General features: G+C 48.6%; 17 protein-coding genes. 5 read left to right on the plus strand and 12 right to left on the minus strand.

Annotated features, from left to right (window positions below; genetic code table 11):
- Window positions 1-201: 201 nt before the first annotated feature.
- Window positions 202-1,239: a tRNA preQ1(34) S-adenosylmethionine ribosyltransferase-isomerase QueA gene (gene queA, locus C2M35_RS06000; RefSeq protein ID WP_105264836.1), complete on the minus strand. Its 1,038-nt coding sequence runs from the start codon at window positions 1,237-1,239 to the stop codon at window positions 202-204.
- Window positions 1,240-1,707: 468 nt separating this feature from the next.
- Here queA and C2M35_RS06005 point away from each other — a divergent pair, with 468 nt between their 5' ends.
- On the plus strand, window positions 1,708-1,911 hold the full coding sequence (locus tag C2M35_RS06005) for a hypothetical protein (protein WP_105264837.1): 204 nt from the start codon (window positions 1,708-1,710) through the stop codon (window positions 1,909-1,911).
- A gap of 73 nt (window positions 1,912-1,984) precedes the next feature.
- Here the strand turns inward: C2M35_RS06005 and C2M35_RS06010 are convergent, their stop codons facing one another.
- The 10 genes from C2M35_RS06010 to C2M35_RS06055 form a co-directional block, all read right to left on the minus strand.
- Window positions 1,985-2,869, minus strand: coding sequence for a hypothetical protein (locus C2M35_RS06010; RefSeq protein ID WP_158677923.1), 885 nt, complete (start codon window positions 2,867-2,869; stop codon window positions 1,985-1,987).
- Window positions 2,866-3,474 carry a hypothetical protein gene (locus tag C2M35_RS06015; RefSeq protein ID WP_158677924.1) on the minus strand — a complete coding sequence of 203 codons (609 nt, stop codon included), beginning with the start codon at window positions 3,472-3,474 and terminating at the stop codon, window positions 2,866-2,868. The genes C2M35_RS06010 and C2M35_RS06015 overlap by 4 nt, the downstream gene beginning before the upstream one ends.
- Window positions 3,455-4,006: an RNA polymerase sigma factor gene (locus C2M35_RS06020; RefSeq protein WP_105264867.1), complete on the minus strand. Its 552-nt coding sequence runs from the start codon at window positions 4,004-4,006 to the stop codon at window positions 3,455-3,457. The genes C2M35_RS06015 and C2M35_RS06020 overlap by 20 nt, the downstream gene beginning before the upstream one ends.
- A 115-nt stretch (window positions 4,007-4,121) precedes the next feature.
- Complete coding sequence (locus C2M35_RS06025) at window positions 4,122-5,036, minus strand: hydrogen peroxide-inducible genes activator (protein ID WP_105200299.1); 915 nt, start codon at window positions 5,034-5,036, stop codon at window positions 4,122-4,124.
- Between the two features lie 99 nt (window positions 5,037-5,135).
- A complete protein-coding gene (locus C2M35_RS06030; protein WP_105214811.1) occupies window positions 5,136-6,404 on the minus strand; it encodes an inorganic phosphate transporter in 1,269 nt (422 codons plus the stop codon).
- A 72-nt stretch (window positions 6,405-6,476) separates the two neighbouring features.
- Window positions 6,477-7,154 carry a TIGR00153 family protein gene (locus C2M35_RS06035; RefSeq protein ID WP_105200135.1) on the minus strand — a complete coding sequence of 226 codons (678 nt, stop codon included), beginning with the start codon at window positions 7,152-7,154 and terminating at the stop codon, window positions 6,477-6,479.
- A gap of 264 nt (window positions 7,155-7,418) precedes the next feature.
- Entirely contained in the window at window positions 7,419-8,120 is a 702-nt protein-coding gene (gene phoU / locus C2M35_RS06040; protein ID WP_105200134.1) for a phosphate signaling complex protein PhoU, read from the minus strand.
- 59 nt (window positions 8,121-8,179) lie between these two features.
- Window positions 8,180-9,004 carry a phosphate ABC transporter ATP-binding protein PstB gene (pstB, locus tag C2M35_RS06045; RefSeq protein ID WP_105200133.1) on the minus strand — a complete coding sequence of 275 codons (825 nt, stop codon included), beginning with the start codon at window positions 9,002-9,004 and terminating at the stop codon, window positions 8,180-8,182.
- 29 nt (window positions 9,005-9,033) lie between these two features.
- Window positions 9,034-10,683, minus strand: a complete 1,650-nt coding sequence (pstA, locus tag C2M35_RS06050) for a phosphate ABC transporter permease PstA (protein ID WP_105264840.1) — start codon at window positions 10,681-10,683, stop codon at window positions 9,034-9,036.
- Window positions 10,684-10,699: 16 nt separating this feature from the next.
- Complete coding sequence (locus C2M35_RS06055) at window positions 10,700-12,931, minus strand: ABC transporter permease subunit (protein ID WP_105264841.1); 2,232 nt, start codon at window positions 12,929-12,931, stop codon at window positions 10,700-10,702.
- Between the two features lie 313 nt (window positions 12,932-13,244).
- Between C2M35_RS06055 and C2M35_RS06060 the strand changes: the two genes are divergently transcribed.
- The 3 genes from C2M35_RS06060 to C2M35_RS06070 all read left to right on the plus strand — a co-directional run bounded on the left by C2M35_RS06060 (window position 13,245) and on the right by C2M35_RS06070 (window position 17,407).
- Window positions 13,245-13,745, plus strand: a complete 501-nt coding sequence (locus tag C2M35_RS06060; protein WP_105200130.1) for a glycine cleavage system protein R — start codon at window positions 13,245-13,247, stop codon at window positions 13,743-13,745.
- 109 nt (window positions 13,746-13,854) lie between these two features.
- Window positions 13,855-15,933, plus strand: coding sequence for a polyphosphate kinase 1 (gene ppk1, locus C2M35_RS06065; protein ID WP_105264842.1), 2,079 nt, complete (start codon window positions 13,855-13,857; stop codon window positions 15,931-15,933).
- Window positions 15,920-17,407, plus strand: coding sequence for a Ppx/GppA phosphatase family protein (locus C2M35_RS06070; protein ID WP_234000031.1), 1,488 nt, complete (start codon window positions 15,920-15,922; stop codon window positions 17,405-17,407). Before ppk1 ends, C2M35_RS06070 begins: the two co-directional genes overlap by 14 nt.
- Here C2M35_RS06070 and C2M35_RS06075 read toward each other — a convergent pair.
- Window positions 17,404-18,045 (minus strand): paraquat-inducible protein A, encoded by a 642-nt coding sequence (locus C2M35_RS06075; RefSeq protein WP_233999540.1) that lies wholly within the window; start codon window positions 18,043-18,045, stop codon window positions 17,404-17,406. The two genes, C2M35_RS06070 and C2M35_RS06075, sit on opposite strands and share 4 nt — an antisense overlap.
- Before the next feature lie 242 nt (window positions 18,046-18,287).
- On the opposite strand from C2M35_RS06075, the gene C2M35_RS06080 reads away from it, so the two are divergent.
- Window positions 18,288-18,854 (plus strand): PhnA domain-containing protein, encoded by a 567-nt coding sequence (locus C2M35_RS06080; RefSeq protein ID WP_105200127.1) that lies wholly within the window; start codon window positions 18,288-18,290, stop codon window positions 18,852-18,854.
- The last annotated feature ends 74 nt before the right edge of the window (window positions 18,855-18,928 follow it).

Below are 18,928 nucleotides of genomic sequence, written 5' to 3' on the forward strand. Positions count from 1 at the left end.
GGTTATGCTCGCAGCTTCGCGTTTTGTAGGTTGGCCTTTAGGCCGACATGGTGGCAGTTGTGCATATTTGTCGGGCTGAAAGCCCGACCTACAGGCAGCAAGGGGTGTATGTTTGTAGGTCGGCCTTTAGGCCGACAAGGTGACAGTTTTGCATACTTGTCGGGCTAAAAGCCCGACCTGCAAGGAATGAAAGACCTAGAGCTAACTTGTTTGCTTGGTTAAGAACATGGCATCGCCATAACTGAAAAAGCGATAACGCTCTTTGATGGCCTCGTGGTAGGCATCCAAAATATGCGTTTGCCCCGAGAAGGCGCTGACCAGCATGATCAGGGTGGACTCTGGCAAGTGAAAGTTGGTGATCATGGCATCGACCACATTGAACTGGTAGCCGGGGAAGATAAAGATATCCGTGTCGCCAAAGTAGCTTTTAAGCTCGCCGCCACCGATTTTCGCTGCCGACTCCAAAGAACGCACCGAGGTTGTACCCACGGCGATAACTCGACCGCCACGCGCTTTAGCGGCCTGCACTGCGGCCACCACCTCTTCTGGCACTTCAATGTATTCCGAGTGCATATGGTGATCGGTAACGCTCTCTACGCGCACCGGCTGAAAGGTGCCGGCTCCCACATGCAGGGTGACAAAGGCCATCTCAACATTCTTGTCTTTTAGCTGCTGCATCAGGGCTTCATCAAAGTGCAAGCCAGCGGTCGGCGCCGCCACGGCACCGGGTTTTTCACCGTAAACGGTCTGATAACGCTGTTTATCTTCGTCGTTATCCGGACGGTCGATATAAGGCGGCAAAGGCATATGACCAATTTGTTCCAGGGTCTCCAGCACCGAACCCTCGCCTTTTAATTCCAGTTCGAATAACTCCCCCTGACGGCCAAGCATTTCCATTTCTGCTTTGCCTTCAAGGAGCAGCATGGTGCCAGGCTTAGGTGACTTGCTCGAGCGTACATGAGCTAAAACCCGCTTATCATCCAATACGCGCTCAACCAGCACTTCCACCTTACCGCCGGAAGCCTTATTGCCGTGCATGCGCGCCGGGATCACCTTGGTATTGTTAAACACCAAAAGATCGCCAGGCTCGATAAAGTCGATAATGTCTTTGAAAATATGATGAGAGGTCGCACCGCTGTTACCATCCACCTTAAGCAAGCGGCTTTGGCTGCGCTCCTTTTGTGGAAAACGGGCAATTAACTCTTCGGGTAAATCAAAACTAAAATCGGCCACACGCATGTCGGGCTCTCCAGGGTGCTGAAAATCGCGCCAAGTCTAGTGATTCCCCAATCCGAAATCAAGCACACTAACCAGCCCGAGCTTTGGATTCGCCATAGACTAGAGTTCTGCCATAAAAGGGTGACCGCTTCATACCCCGAAGAAAATCAAAAAATATTTGCTGCAAAAACATTAAACTAACCACAAGTTGATTGTTTTTTAACTAGCGTGACTTTTGCTCTGCAACTGCTTGTCTATACTGAATAGTTCATGGTCTGTCTGAGCTTATCTGTGCCTTTGCCAAAGATACAAGCAAGACGGCTAATAGCAATTGGTATAAATGCGCTACCCGTGCCAACTAAGGTGGCACAACAAAAAAACTAATAATGGCCCAACAATGGAATGTGGCAAACCAGGTTACTGGTTCAGGAACTCCGCGTCACCGCCTGTGTTCAGGGGTGTGGAAGACTACAAATAAAGGAAGTCGGCATGTTTTTTTTAGTTACTCTACTTTTGTGCGTCAACCTCTTTATAGCTGGGCAATGTTATATGCATGCCAAACGTAAAGGCTATCCGGTTAAGCTCTTTCTGGCCTTGGGTCTGGTGCCCTACTTTAATTTAGTGATCTGGGTGTACCTGCTGTTTCTACCAGCCTTGGAAAAACCTCAGTTTGGCTCAAAAACAACCCTGTAGTGCACTACAGGGTGTTAAGCTTGGTACTGAGTCTGGGTGTACATCATTGATGTGTGCAACTCATACCCGCCTGCTATAAAGCGTATTGCTTCGCTCTGCTTAGCAAGTCTTTATGATCCAGCTTGCCACTTACGCAACGGTTGATATCCGATTTTTTAAACACCGCCATATGCTGGTTACGCGCCTGGCTAAACTGCACATTTACAAATTGCTCATCACTGATATCACGCATCCCGACACCATAATCGCAGAGACTGCGGGCTACACTGGTGAGTGCTTTTTGTAATTGCTCCTGCTGCTCTTGTTGTTGCTTTTCCTTTTGCTTTAAACGTTTCACCTTTACTTCTTTGACCAGCACCTTGTTTTTGGCATCGAGCGTGTCTTTTTCCTCGCGCAACTTGACGATTTCACGCTCTATTTTCTGCAATTGCTCGGTGAGCTCCTTATTGTCATCCTGAAGCTTGGATTGGATTCTCACTTCCCTTTGCTCGCGGTTAAGCTCGCGAAGGCGATGCCGCAACTCCCTCTGCTGCTCAGCGCTGGCACGCATTTGCTCCGATTGCTCACGAATATCTTCCAACTCAATAATGATTTCCTTGGACTCTGTACCTACGACCTCACCATTTACAAATTCCATATGGCCATCATTCATGGTCACCGAATCTGCGGTGATCACGGCCTCAGGCGGCAGCGGCGGCAAGGGCATATCATCAAATTCGGTTACAAAGACAAAATGATTATCCAGACGAATTCGATACAGCACCCCCTGGTCGGCCAAATAGGTACTGGAAACCTGCACCGATTGACGCTCTAGATCCTGCTTTAACGCCGTGCTCAGAATATTTTCCACTATGCCAATTTGGCGCTGCACCTGGTCAAACTCACCGGCTTGCGCAACATTAGTAAAGGAAGCCACACCTAGCGCCACAGCGCTTGCTATAAAGTACTTTTTCATCATTGACTCTCTGTGTTGTAAGCCGTGCTATAAGGCGGCTGTTGTTCAATTTGTTCAGCAATATCATTGAGCTGCATGCGCAAATAAGCATTATCCTGGGCCCGCTGGGTATTGATGTAATCGACCAGAGTCGCCATCGCATCCTGGCGCTCACTGCGGGCGATATCCACGGTTTGTGTGGCTATATCCGCTAAGGCTTCCTTTTGCCACTGCGACTGTGCCACCAGGGCCTCGCTCAATTGCTGCATCTGCTGTTTTTGCTCGGCTAAGGTTTGCTCTTGCTGTTGAATTTGCGCCACCAGCTGCTGATTAGTGCCATACACCTGGTAACCGCCAAAGAGCATGGTAAAACTCATAATGCTTGCAGCTACCCAGGGAAAATACTGGCTTGAGGTCGGCGTTAATGGAAATAACCGCTCAGCTTGCCAGCTTTGAGGAACATCCTGCGCAGCAAACTGCTCAGTAGCCCCTTGCCAATATTCGGCCTGTTTAAGCATGGGGCCAAACACAGGATCGCCGCTCAACGCCGCCATTTCATCCGCACTCAACTGCTCGCCATCTAAGGCTCTGTCAAAAAGCGCTTCAAGATTATTTTGTTTGGCCATCATGAACCTCCAATTGCGGTTTTAATCGACCCAAAGCCGCATACAAACGTGTTTTAACCGTATTGGCCGACACCTCCAGCTGCTGCGCAATTTCTTCAAAGGTGCAGTGTTGGAAGAATTTCATTTCCACCACCACCCTTTGCTCAAAGGGTAATCTGGCAAGCTCGGCTAGCAGCCGCTGATTTTGTTGCGCCTGCATTAAGGGGCGCTCCATATGCAATACATTACTGCTTGGCTCTGCCACCTCATCCAGGCTCTGATGCTGGCGGTGGCGGCGAAAATGCTCCGCCGACTTGTTATAGGCGATACGAAACAACCAGGTGTGCAACTGACTTTGGCCATTAAACTGACCCAAACCTTGATAGGCACTGATAAAGGTTTCCTGCATCACATCTAGGGCGTCATCCGGGTGCTGAAGCAACCTTAGACACTGGTTATACAACCTTTTCTCATGGCGTTTCACCAGGGTCAGCCAGGCTTTATTGCTGCCGCTTTGTGCTTTTATTATTAGCCGTTGTTCTGAGTTAAAAATCACGTAATTAAGCAATCAATTGATTGTGTTATTAGGTTAGTTGCAAGGCAGTGGGAAAAAGTTTGGAAAAATTAAATTTATTTATAAAAAAAGCGGCCTAAGCCGCTTTCAACAAATATTATTCGCTGCCAACCGTGCAGCAGGTGCGAAGAAACTCGCCAACCTTCTCACTGAAGAGACGGAAGTCGCCGATACGCCCCGTGGTTTTACGCCAAACTAAGCCGACATCACGATGGGCATCCGAGTCCGAGCTCACCGCCAGCAAGGGCTTGGAGTCTAAAATCCCGGCATTGAGCGCCATTTGCGGTAAGAAGGTAACGCCCAGCTTGTACTCCACCATGGAAAGCAGGGTATGTAGGTTACTGGCCTCAAAAGGGTTAATACAGCTAGCTCGCTCTAGGTTACAGGCACTAAGGGCATGCCCCGTCATACAGTGCTCTCGCTCAAGCAAGAAGACACTGTGCTCCGGTAGCAGGTTGTAATCGACCTCAGAGTCAATCTGGTAATCCTTATGATGCACCAGATAAAACTTATCTTTAGCGAGGATCTGGGTATGAAAACGGCTGGTTTCATAAGGTAAGGCCAGCAGGGCAATATCTATATGGCCATGCTCGAGTTTATCGAGCAACTTATCACTGGTGTCTTCTACCAGCACCAGATCCAGCTCTTTAAAGGTGGCCTTACAATAGCAATGCAGCGGCGCAGCCACAAAACTGGCAATAGTAGGAATAATGCCAATAGTGAGCGAGCCACTAAGTGGATGCAAGTGACTGCGAGTAAGCTCTTTAACACTCATGGTGTCGTCGATGATCTTCTTCGCCTTTTCCACCACCTCCTCGCCGATGGCGGTAAACATCAGGCTGCGATTTTCCCGCTCGATGAGCTGCACCCCAAGGTTTTCCTCAAGGTTCTGAATGGCGCTACTTAAGGTCGACTGACCTATATAACAGGCGCTGGCGGCGCGGCCGAAATGCTGATGCTGGTGTACGGCTAAGAGATACTGAAGCTGCTTAATACTGGGTAGGTTCGTCATATTTATGCCCATAAATAAAAAGACCCCAACACCTGGGGCGTTGAGATCTTTTCAAGCTAAAAGACTGTTTAGTCGTGGCAGGCGCTCAGCGCCTACGCTTTATACGCCAAATGCTGTTCGTAATACGTAGAAGATTACAATAGCAAGTGCGGCACCAACAGGCAACGTAATTACCCAAGAAACAACGATATTTCTTATTACGCCCATATTCAGCGCGGCAATACCTCGGGCCATACCTACACCCAATACCGCACCAACCAGGGTTTGCGTGGTAGAGATAGGCAGACCTGTACCTGAGGCGATAACAACGGTAGAAGCAGCGGCAAGCTCGGCAGCAAAACCACGGCTAGGCGTTAGGTGAGTGATACCTTCACCGATAGTTTTAATTACTTTCTTACCTAGTAGCGCAAGACCAACAACGATACCAATACCACCAAGAGGTAGAATCCACCAGGCCAGCGCCGCTTTCTTAGCGATTTCACCATTGTTCTCAACAATGTTTACTACCGCAGCAAGTGGACCGATGGCGTTAGCTACATCGTTTGAACCGTGGGCAAAGGCCATACAACAGGCGGTCAGAACCATTAATACCGCAAACACTTTTTCAACGTTGTTGAACTGCATTTTCTTGTCGGCTTTAGGGTCCATTTTCATACGTTGAATAACGATTTTACCGATAATGGCGATAATAACGGCGATACCGATAGAAAGCATATAGCCTTCCACTGCACCCAAGTTAATGCCTATGTGCTTTAAGCCTTTTTTGATAGTCACAAGAGACATTACGAAACCGGCAAGACCCATATACATAGGCACGAAACGCTTGGCATTCTCAAGCGGCTTTTCGGTATCGAAAATCAGCTTTTGCGCGCTCATGAAGATAAGATAAGCGATAAAACCAGAGATCGCCGGGGTGACAATCCAGCTACCGACTATGCCTGCAACCTTAGTCCACTGAATCGCTTCACTACCCACGGCAACCAGGGCAAAACCTATGATGGCGCCAATGATTGAGTGAGTTGTTGAAACAGGCCAGCCTAGGAAAGAGGCAATTAATAACCAGCTACCCGCGGCAAAGAGCGCGGCAATCATACCCAGAACCATAAGTTCAGGGATATCAGCAAATGGGGCGGCATCAATAATACCTTTACGGATCGTTGATGTTACTTCACCGCCAGCCAAGTAGGCACCGGCAAATTCGAAAATCATCGCAATGACGATTGCTTGTTTGATCGTTAGGGCTTTAGAGCCCACAGAAGTACCCATGGCGTTGGCTACATCGTTTGCACCGATACCATAAGCCATGAAGAAACCTACCGCTGCGGCAACAAGCACTAACAGGGTACCGTAGGACGAAATAATATCCATCAGAAAAACCTTATTTTTTTAACTTTGTGTGATTTAACTCTGTACCTTTCACTGAGTTAAATCCGGGCAATGTTAACGGGCTAACAGCACTTCTAAACGAGCACCAACTCGTTCAGCGATATCTGCTAAATCACCCACCCATTCGATGATCTTGTATAAGAACATCACATCAACTGGGTTCATCGTGTCTTCGATGCGACGTAATTCATGACGCAATCTGATTTGCATGTCGTCCGTGTCTTGCTCAATGGCATCAAGCTCAACCAGCATTTTTTCCACCAGCACAACTTCGCGACCGCGAAAACCGGTTTCCAATAACTCGTCTAGCTCGTTAATTGCCTTTGATGCTTGTTTAGTTGCATCCACGCAGCGGGATAAATATTGCAAAAAGTCTTTTTGAATGGTCTCTGGGATTGTCATCTCACGACCAACAACACGACCGGCAATATCTTTTGCTTTATTAGCAATCTTATCCTGATGAGTGATCAGCTCAAGTAGGTCGGTACGCTCAACTGGAAGGAACAAACCACGTGGCAAGTTAAGACGGATTTCACGTTTTAACTCGTCCGCTTCACGTTCAAGTGAGCGAATTTTAAGGCGTAACTCTTCCGCTTCATGCCACTCTTTTTTAAACACATGTTCAAAAAATGGAATAAGCATGGCGCTGGCTTTGTGCACCTTTTTTATATGATCTTCGATTGGTTTAATAGGTGATTTTGCAAAAACCCCTAAAAACGCATTACTAGGCATAATTGACCCTTTGAATCTTAGTTTGCAATAAAATCGTCATAAATAAGTCACGGAAACGTCTTAGGATGACTCCTATAATCGCTACCAGTGTCAATTTATTTTCGATTTGCATCTTTATGCTTCGGGCGTGATTTTACCTTATTAATCACCCGAACGCATGAATTTTCATGCTCAATTCATCAATGTTTTGCCAACTCCAAGACGGCGAAAAATATGAACATAAAAAAGGGCAAAAGTCCTTTTGCCCTTACATCTTGCTACCGGTTAGATGGTCTTCGCAATCATATCCTGTGATACGTGGCGAATATCTTTACCCTTAACAAAGTAGATTACGTACTCAGAAATATTCTGACAACGATCACCTATGCGCTCCAGTGAACGTACCGACCAGATCAGCTCCATTACACGCGGAATTGAACGCGGATCTTCCATCATGTAGGTCATAATCTGACGCGTCAGGGCTTCGTATTCACGGTCGACCTTTTCATCGGCCTTGTGCACTTCAAACGCTTTTTGCGCATCCATACGGGCAAAAGCATCAAGCACATCGTGCAGCATTTTTGACACCAGGCGACCCATGTTTTCCATGTTCGCCAGCAAGCCCTGCTGATCCTTGGTGAAAGAATCCAAGGCTACTTTGGCGATACGCTCGGCTTCATCGCCGATACGCTCTAGATCGGCGATGGTTTTGGCGATGGCAACAACCAGGCGTAAATCGCTCGCCGCCGGCTGACGCTTGGCGATGATGCGCGTACACTCTTCATCTATGTTCACTTCCATGGCGTTAACACGGTAATCGTTTTCTTTTACCTTCTTCGCCAGTTCGCCGTCGCCTTTGGCTACGGCGTCTAAGGCACTGTTTAGTTGCTGCTCAACCAAACCACCCATGCTTAGTACATGATTGCGCACATTTTCCAGCTCTTCGTTAAATTTACCGGAGATATGCTTATTAATATTGTGTTCCATAATGGCCTTCTTAATTCTTACCTAATAATGATAGCAAGCATTGCTACGCCCATCACAGCTTAACCGTAACGACCAGTGATATAGTCTTCGGTTTTCTTTTTACTTGGCGTGGTGAACAAGGTATTGGTATCTGCATACTCAATTAGCTCACCCATATACATAAATGCGGTTTGGTCTGACACACGGGCTGCCTGTTGCATGTTGTGTGTCACTATTACCACAGTGTATTTATCTTTTAGATCGCTGATCAGCTCTTCGATAACCAAGGTTGAAATTGGGTCAAGTGCCGAGGTCGGCTCATCCAGAAGCAAAACTTCAGGTTCAATCGCGATTGAACGGGCAATCACCAGACGCTGCTGCTGACCACCTGAAAGACCAAAGGCACTGTCGTGCAGTCGGTCTTTAACTTCATCCCATAAGGCCGCACCGCGCAGTGATTTTTCCACCACTTCATCCAGCTTACGCTTGTCTTTAATGCCCTGTAGGCGCAGGCCATATACCACGTTCTCATAAATCGACTTAGGGAAGGGGTTAGGGCGCTGGAACACCATGCCGACGTTACGGCGTAGGGCCGCAACATCGACACGCTTGTCGTAAATATTTTCGCCGTGCAGCAGGATTTGACCTTCGATACGACAGGTATCAACCAGATCATTCATGCGGTTAATACAACGCAATAGCGTCGACTTACCACAGCCAGATGGACCGATAAATGCGGTTACCTGACCTTTGGGGATATCCATGCTGACATTTGCCAGTGCTTGCTTCTCGCCGTAGTAAAGATCGAGGTTTTTAATCTGTAACGCTGTTTGCTCTGGGGTCAGATTGGTTAGATCCAACTTGTGCGTGTTTGCTGCGTTTACTTCGGTTGCAACTGTAATCATAACGTTTTTACCTATCTCAATTCTTTACATTAGTTGTCTAGCGCGCGGAACTTCTCACGCAAATGGTTACGAATACCAATTGCCGTGATGTTCAGAGCAATAATCACTGTGACCAGCAGGAATGCAGTTGCATAGACCAGTGGGCGCGCAGCTTCTACGTTCGGGCTTTGGAAGCCTACATCATAAATATGGAAACCCAAGTGCATAAATTTACGATCTAAGTGCACATAAGGGAAGTTACCATCCAGTGGCAGAGTTGGTGCCATTTTCACTACACCCACCAGCATCAGAGGTGCAACCTCACCGGCCGCACGGGCCACCGCCAGGATCAGACCGGTCATAATGGCCGGGCTGGCCATAGGCACCACGATGCGCCACAGGGTTTCAGCCTTGGTAGCACCCAGAGCCAATGAGCCCTGACGCACCTGACTTGGAATACGTGATAAACCTTCTTCGGTTGATACGATAACCACAGGCAGAGTCAAAATAGCCAGTGTCAATGCCGACCAGATCACACCAGGAGTACCAAATACCGGGCTTGGCGACGCTTCCGGGTAGAACAATTGGTCTATGCTGCCACCTAGCATGTAAACGAAGAAACCAAGACCGAATACACCGTATACAATCGAAGGTACACCGGCCAAGTTGATTACCGCGATACGGATCATCTTGGTTACCGCATTCTTCGCCGCATATTCGTGCAGGTAAATGGCTGCAACCACACCAAATGGAGTCACAATCACTGCCATTAGCATAACCATAAATACGGTACCGAAGATGGCTGGGAATACCCCGCCCTCAGTGTTCGCTTCACGAGGGTCGTCAGAAATAAACTTGCCCAACTGGCCGAAGTAATGACCCACCTTGGCAAAGAAGCCCATGTCGTTCGGCAACCAGAAATCCAGCACCTGATACAGTGGCAGGGTTACCAGCTCACCGCGCATGTCTTTTACTACAACCTGATCGCGCTTGGCGTCATCACGCAGTTGGAAAAGTGTTTTTTCCAGCTCTTTATACTGTTCACGCAAGGTCTTACGTTGGGCTTCAAGCTCAGCGGCACGCTCATGAGTCAACTCGTTATCAAGCTCATAGCCACGCTCTTTTAAACGCAGGCGCTCAAGCTCGTAGTTAATATGACCAATGTCGCCATTTTGCAGGTCCAGCGCCTGTTCATTCAGATCTACCGCACGCTCTACCAGCTCTTCGAGTTTTTCTTCCAGGTCGCCTTGAACCGGCTGACCGTTTTCGATCACCTGTTCTATATAACCATAGAAGTTACCGTTTTTAGAACGTTCGAACACGGCCAGGTTATGGGGCGTCGATTGGCTTTGGATGTCGGTTTCCAAAATCCAACGGAAATCCAACTCCACATATTCACGGTTACCGGTTTTGATCAGGTAACGGGTTAGTTCTTCCCCCTGGAAGTCACCCAAGTCTACGCCCGCTTGGCGTACGCGGCTGGCCGGCACAACTTCGTGGTCATAGATTTCACCTATTACCGTGTGCTGCTCTACCGAGCCCTGAATATGAAACTCGTGTACCGGTGAGGCCCAGAAGAAGCCCAGACCACGCCATGCGATCAAGGCCAGCAGGCCGATTACCGAAATCAAACTGATGCTTACCGCACCACCGGTCATCCAAATCCAAGGAGAACCAGACTTAAACCACTGTCTTATCATGTCGTTTCTCCTCTAATTACAGTGAGCTGTACTTTTCACGCAGGCGCTGACGAACAAACTCAGCAAGCGTGTTAAAGACAAAGGTGAAAATAAACAGCACAAAGGCGGCGAGGAAAAGAATACGGTAGTGCGAACTACCTACTTCTGACTCCGGCATTTCTACCGCTATGTTGGCCGCCAGAGTACGCATACCTTGGAAAATGCTCCAATCCATAATTGGCGTGTTACCTGTCGCCATCAGTACGATCATGGTTTCACCCACGGCGCGACCTAGGCCCATCATAATAGCCGAGAAGATACCCGGGCTGGCGGTAAGTAATACTACGCGCACCAGGGTTTGCCATTGGGTGGCGCCCAGCGCCAGAGAGCCGTTCGACAGGTGCTTAGGCACGCTGAATACCGCATCTTCGGCAATCGAGAAAATAGTCGGAATAACCGCAAAGCCCATGGCGATACCCACAACCAAAGAGTTACGTTGGTCGAAGGTCATGCCTAACTCGTTGGTGATGTACTGACGCACGTTGCCACCAAAGAACCAGGCTTCGAGGTTACCGCTCATGGCAAATGACAACCAACCGATAAACAACACCACAGGAATAAGAATAATCGAGTGTGCGCCCTCTGGAATACGGTGACGAATATGCTCCGGCAGCTTAGTCCATGCCAAAGCAGTAGCTAAGATACCTATAGGCAACAGTACCAAGAGAGCGACAATGGCCGGGAGGTTTTCCTCAATTAACGGCGCCAACCAGAGACCGGCCAAGAAACCTAAGATAACCGTTGGTAAGGCTTCCATAATTTCAACCGTTGGCTTAACCACCTTACGGAGCTCGCTCGACATAAAGTAGGCGGTGTAAATGGCCGCAGACAGAGCGATAGGCACGGCAAACAGCATGGCGTACATGGCCGCTTTTAAGGTACCGAATGAAATAGGCACCAAAGAGAATTTAGATTCAAAGTCATCACTGGCCGACGTTGACTGCCAGATGTAATCCGGCTCAGGGTAGCCTTCATACCAAACTTCTTGCCATAAACCAGACCAGGTTACTTCTGGGTGCTCGTTTTCAATTTCCAGCACGCTCACCTTGTTGTCGGCAAGAATTAACGCAGCATTAGCACGCGGAGCAACGGCAAAGTTCTTAATGGCTCCTTCGGCCACCTTGCCCTGCCATAGCTTGGCTTCACTGGTGGTGTAATACAGGCCTAGCTCACCGTTGGCACCGGTAGTAAAGAAGGTGCGACGGTAGAATTCAGAGTAAATATTAATGGCTTTTTGCTTTGAGGTTTCAAAGGCACGAATTTTCTTAAATTCCTTACCCTCATCGGTATTCACCTCAAACCACTGCGACACTTCACCGTTGTCATTGGCCAACATTAGCGAGTTGGCGCCGGCAAGTAGCTGCGCAGAAACAATATTGGCGTTTTCTTCATTCGCCGCCAAAATCTGTGTCAGTTGCACATCATCGGCATAACGGCTATCGAAGATATAAATCTGGTTGGCCGAACGCACAAAAACGCGACTGCCATCGGGAGAGATCAACAGCTCATCAATACGACCGTCGATATCCAGCTCGGTTTGCTCCGCAACCCATTCGGTTTCGCCGGTCATAAAGTTTTCTTCACCCATATAGGCGCTAAATACCACGCGCTTATCGGCGGTCAAAGCAACCACAACAAGCTTGCCTTCAGCTTGAGCAAAGGCGAAGCGCTTTATGGCAGCGCCCTGCTGGTCAACCGTTAACGGCTCACTGCCTAAGGGGTAATTAAGGACAGGCGTCATCTTACGCTGGTTGTTAGGGAAGGTAACCTGAAAGCTGGGCTTTACGATAACCACTTCACCGCTATCCAAACCATAGGCGTACAAGCCTTGGTGCGGCGCGCTGGTTGCAAAGCTGGACACTGCCGCCGGCAACTCTGCCGTCAGTTCGGTGATCTGCTTACCGAAATCAGTCCCCTGGATATTATAGAAATCAACGGCACCACTGCGCTTAAGCAAGTAAGCGACCTCGGTTTGCTCTTCAAGGCCTAGACCTACTACTTCTTGCTGGTCTACGGTGAAATGTGCGCGCTCTTGAACTTCAGCCGATTCAAAAATTGGCTGTACTACATAGAGGAGATAGAAAAATATCAGCAACAGCGCCACGAGTACCATTACCCCACCTGAGGTAATACTAAACTGAGCTATTTTGTCTTTAAACAGACGGCTTCTATCCGTGCTAAATGACAGGTTTTGCGGATTGGAAGTCATCAACTTACCCTTAGATCTTGACGATGTGCGGATTATATTTCATCAAAATGACAGTTTTGTTACATGGCTCTAAAACTGCTACGAAAAGCTGAATTTTAATCTTCTTAGCCGAGCAGACCCGGGAGTTAAAATCCTCACTGCAACAATTGGACAAACTTAAAAAAGGGGTCAATACTTGCTGATGAAGGATTTGAATAAATATTCAAACCTATTTAAAACTTTATAATTAACATTGCCTTAACGAATTCTCTGGGGTTTATATATGCTCCCTTAAACGGGCTTTTCACTCACAATAATAAAGAGACAGTAACCTATGCAGCAGTTAGTATTAACCGTAATCGGCCAAGACCGCCCCGGCCTCTTAGAAGACCTTGCTTCCGTAATTCTTAGTCACCATGGTAACTGGTTAGCCAGTAACCTTTCCCATCTTGCCGGTAAGTTTGCCGGTATCGTACAAGTCGAAGTGGCCGAAGAGCACCTGCGCGAGTTACAAGATTCCCTCAATAGCATTGCGCATTTGGAAATTCGCGTCGAATCCGGCGACCTCACCAACGCCGCAACCGCCGAGTTAATTAACCTGGTGATCACCGGCAATGATCGCCCGGGTATAGTACAAGAGCTGGCAACCGTGATCCGTCATAAGGGGGCCAATATCACCCATCTGACATCAAAGCGACAAAGCGCACCTAACTGGGGCGTGCCTATTTTCAGCGCCATGGCGACCGTGTCCTTACCTGCGGGAATGAGTCGAGACGTGGTTATTGAAGCGCTAGAATCCATTACCTCGGATGTGATCGTCGATATCGAAGATTAGCGGCAAAAACTTACGACCGAAATAGGCAAGGCTGCGGCCCCTGTCATATTTCGGTCATGTTTCTGCAATAAATTAGCGCACTTAGCCAGCCCTTTATTCTGAGTGTGTTATGAACATGGAACAAGTCGACCTGCACGTCACCAGCTATTATCCCAAAGAGCTGAGTTGGTTATCGTTTAACGAGCGGGTATTGCAAGAAGCGAGAGATACAACTAATCCCATTATCGAGCGTATTCGCTTTTTAGGTATTTTCTCCAATAATCTCGATGAATTTTTCCAGGTGCGGGTTGCCGATGTAAAGCGCCGAATTCTTCTTAACAAGCTGCCAGACGCCAATTTTGACGAAGATGAGGCCTTAATGCAGCAAATTCAGGACAAGGTCATAACCCTGGGTCATGATTTCAATGTCGCCTATGATGATATTCTTAAGACCCTGACCGAACACAATATCCATGTAAAACGCCCAGAGCAGCTCAGCCCCTTTCATCAGCAATGGCTGGGTGGTTTCTTTAAGGCCGAGGTACTTGAACACCTGTCACCTATTTTGGTGGACGAAAACAAGAATTACTCGGGCCATATCAACGACACCATGACCTATTTGTTCGTGGAAATGCAGGATGACAAAAATCACTACGCCCTGCTGGAGGTGCCGACCAATCGCCTGCCGCGCTTTGTGGTGCTGCCGGCAGAAAGAACCCGGCGCCAAAAGACCATAGTGCTGCTCGATGATATTATTCTTTATTTTCTTAAAGATGTATTCGGCAACTTTTTCGCCTTCGACTCCATTCGTGGCTACGCCATTAAACTGACCCGAGATGCCGAATACAATCTCGATGATGAAATCGAAGAAGGCGTATTGGACAAGATGTCCAAGGGCTTAAAACAGCGCCTGCGCTCCGAGCCGGTGCGTCTGGTATACGACCATACTATGCCCAGCGAAATGCACAAGGTGCTGCGTAAACGCTTAGGTATCAACCGCTTTGATGCCCTGATCCCAGGTGGCCGATACCGTAATTTCCGCGATTTTTTGGCCTTTCCCAATGTAGGTCGTCGCTATTTAGAAAACAGCCCGTTGCCGAGCCTGCGCTCTCATGCCTTTGAGCGCTTTAGCAGCGTGTTTGATGCCATCAGCCATGAAGACATCTTACTCTATTACCCCTATCACACCTTTAATCACTTTTTGAACTATGTGCGCCAGGCCTCCTTCGACCCGGATGTGGTGCATATCAAGGTCAATATTTATCGTGTTGCCAGCCAGTCGCGCTTAATTGGCGCCCTGGTCAATGCCGCCAAAAATGGTAAAAAGGTGACCGTCATGGTGGAGCTCAAGGCCAGGTTCGATGAGCAGAACAATATTGAATGGGCCAAATCCCTGGACGAGGCTGGCATCAAGGTTATCTTCGGTATCCCGTCTTTGAAGGTGCATTCCAAACTTTGCGTGATCCACCGTAAAGAGCAGGGGCAAATCGTTTCCTATGCCCATATAGGCACGGGTAACTTCCACGAGAAAACAGCGAAAATCTATACCGACTTTAGCCTGTTCACCAAAGATCCTGCCATTTGTGAGGAATGCGACAACGTCTTTAAGTTTATCGAGCACAGCTACAAGCCATTTAACTTTGAACACCTTATGGTGTCGCCGGTCAATGCCCGCGAGCGTATCAACAGTTTGATTGAAGAGCAGTGCCAGCTTAAGCGTAACGGCAGCATTCTTATCAAGATCAACAACCTGGTAGATAAGGAACTGATCGACAAGCTCTATCTGGCTTCGCAGCAAGGGGTGAAGATACGCCTGATTATTCGCGGTATGTGCTCCCTGGTGCCAGGCATTAAGGGATTAAGCGAGAATATCAAGGTTATCAGCATAGTGGATCGCTTTTTAGAGCACCCGCGAGTCATGGTGTTCGGTAAATATGAACAAAGTAAGGTCTATATTTCCTCCGCCGACTGGATGACCCGTAACCTGGATCATCGCGTCGAAGTCGGGGTCCCCATCTACAGCCCGGCCCTGCAGCAGGTGATCATAGATATTCTTGAACTGCAATGGCGCGACCGCAGCAAAGCTCGTATTATTGACGCACAACAACAAAATCACTATGTGCGTCGCGGTAATAAAAAGAAAATCCGCTCGCAGATAGCCATACATGATTACCTGAAGAAATGGGAAAGCAGCCGTGCAAACCAATGAGCCCACTACCTACGCCGCCGTTGACTTAGGATCGAACAGTTTTCACCTGCTGCTAGCACGTGAAGTCGATGGCCGCTTCGAGGTACTGCATAAGGAAAAACAACGGGTCTATCTGGCCGCGGGGCTGGATCACCGCTACTGCCTCAGCGATGAAGCCATAGACAGGGCGGTTGCTGTACTCAAGCAATTTGCCCTTACCCTGGCGGACTTTCCCGCCGCCAACGTTAAGGTGGTCGCCACCTATACTCTGCGCCGGGCCCGTAACGTTAAACGCTTTATGCAAAGAGCGCGAGCGATTTTCCCCTTTCATATCGAGGTAATTTCCGGTCAGGAAGAAGCGCGACTTATTTACCAGGGCGTGGCTCATCATATGCATCATGAAGGCCGCCGTTTAGTGATAGATATAGGCGGTGGCAGCACAGAGCTGGTGATCGGCGAGCATCATCAGCATTTGGCGCTCAGCAGTCGAAATATGGGCTGTGTCAGTTATTCGCAGCAGTTTTTCGGCGATGGCCGGATCACCAAAAAGCGTTTTCATCGCGCCATTTTACGCGCCGAGCAGGAGCTGGAGTCAATCACCACCAGTTATGGTCAACTAGGTTGGCAGCATGTGCTGGCCACCTCGGGCACCGCCAAGGTGTTGACCGCCGTTTGCCATCAGGGTGATCTGAACCAGGATCTGACCCTGGACGATTTATTACAGCTAATGAACAGCAGCTGCGCCGCTGGCCACTTCGATAATCTGCCCTATAGCGAGCTGGTGCCCGAGCGCCGTGGCACCTTTTGCGGAGGTTTAGCCATTATGATTGCGGTAATGCGCTCGCTGAATATAGAAAAGCTCAGTTATTGCGATTACTCGCTGCGTGAAGGCCTGCTGCATGAGCTTCATGACAAACTCACGGACAAGGATATCCGCGTTACCACCATCACCAACTTAAGTGCCCGTTATGTGATAGATACCGAGCACGCCGCCAATGTATGCGCTTCCCTGCAATGGCTTTTTCCTCATGTTGCCAAGCCGTGGCAATTAAGCGAAGAGGATTTGGCCGTTCTTAACTGGGCCGCACAACTGCATGAGGTTGGCTTGAGCATCAATTCCTCCGCACTGCATAAGCACAGCGCTTATATTATTGCCCACAGCCAGTTGCCCGGCTTTACTCAGGAGCAGCAACAACTGCTGGCAACCTTAACCCGTTTCTCGCGCAAGAAAATCAAGCTCAGAGAAATGCCCGACTTTATTCATCTGCCGCAGGCCACACTCTATCGGCTGATCGTCCTGTTTCGTTTGGCTGTCTTGCTTAACCGCAAGCGCCAGGCACAGAGTAAACCTCAGTTTGCCATCACTGTGGATGGCCATTCATTGAACGTGGAATTTAAGGGAAAGTGGCTTAAGGAGCACACCTTGTTCGCCGCAGATCTGGAAGCGGAACAAAGGCAATGGCAGAAACTGGGCCTAAAACTTCAGGTGTTCTAGGCCCTATTCCATAGTTGGCACTGTCGATGTAACACAATACTGGTGATTATGGACACCAGGCAATAGCCGAGAAACAGCCAAAAGCCCTGGTGTAACTGCGCCTGCATTATGACTAATTGACCAAAGTGGCCATCGGCATTACCACCCAGATAGGTGATGATAAGCGCCAGCACAAACACATCGGCCATGCTCCATTTGCTCAGCATAGCAGTGACCCTTTGCAAACGCCCCTGCACTCGTCCAAGTCGGCTCCCAACTCTCGGCCCAGGTCCAAGCAGCAAAACAACAAATTGCAATGTGGATTTAAACAGGGGCACCACCACGGAAAACATAGCTACCAGCACGGCCACCAAAACATTGTCATGCTGGTACAACTCCATCACAGTCCCCCAGATGCTGCGCGTCTTGCCATAGGCTTCAATATGCCCTTCGAGTCGATCCAGACCGAGCATTTGCGACAAGGTCTGAAGCATATACCGGCTTTGGCTGTCACCCTCCTCGGTAATGGCTTCAACGGCACTGCTTGCCAATTCAGACTTGGCAATTTTTGCTTCTATAGTCAGTGCCGGCTCGGTAACGGCAAAGGCCAGCAACACCAGAGAAAAAATAAGCAGTAGACTAATAAAAAAACGACGCACGGCATTCCTCCAACAGAGCCAAAAATGCACTTGCCATGGCCAAGCCAGATCGCAAGAGCTTGTTATTATGACTCTTTCTGTGGTGCAAAAAAGCATTTTTGTACATTTATGTACACGAATTAATTAGGGACTGCCTCCCCTAAAGGTTTACTGTAAAGGCAACAGTTCCTAAAACAATACCTTTTGTATGGGTATATTGGTTATAATTGGGCTTTACTCTACTCTATTAAGTACTGATTTTTATGAGCATAGAACAAACGTTACGCGATCGTAGCAACAACCAATGTGAATTATGTGCCAGCAGCGACCACCTAAGCGTGTACGCCGTACCACCGGAAGGTGAAGCCCATTCCGACAAATCCATCCTAGTATGTGGTTTTTGTGCCGAGCAATTACAAAACCAAGATCAGTTAAGCGACACCCATTGGCACTGCCTTAACGACAGCATGTGGAGCCAGGTACCTGCGGTACAAGTTGTGGCGTGGCGCCTACTGAATAAATTAAGTGCCGAGCACAGCTGGGCCGGCGATATGCTGGATATGCTATACCTAGATGAGCAAACCCAACAGTGGGCCGAAGCCGCCATTGCTGAAGACGAAGATGTGGTGCATCTTGATTCCAACGGTGTGCGTCTGGCCGCCGGTGATACCGTCACCCTGATCAAAGATCTAGATGTAAAAGGCAGCAGCCTGGTTGCCAAACGTGGCACAGCGGTACGCAATATCGGCCTGACCTCGAACCCTGAGCATATCGAAGGGCGCGTGGAAGGTCAGCGAATCGTTATTCTGACTAAATTTGTAAAGAAATAGCGACCGCCGTTTAACCGCGAGGGTCGCAGTATAAGTCCATGTATTAAGGTGTAATTAATACATATTTACTTAAA

It is taken from the genome of Pseudoalteromonas sp. T1lg76 (assembly GCF_002964725.1).
GTDB lineage: Bacteria > Pseudomonadota > Gammaproteobacteria > Enterobacterales > Alteromonadaceae > Pseudoalteromonas.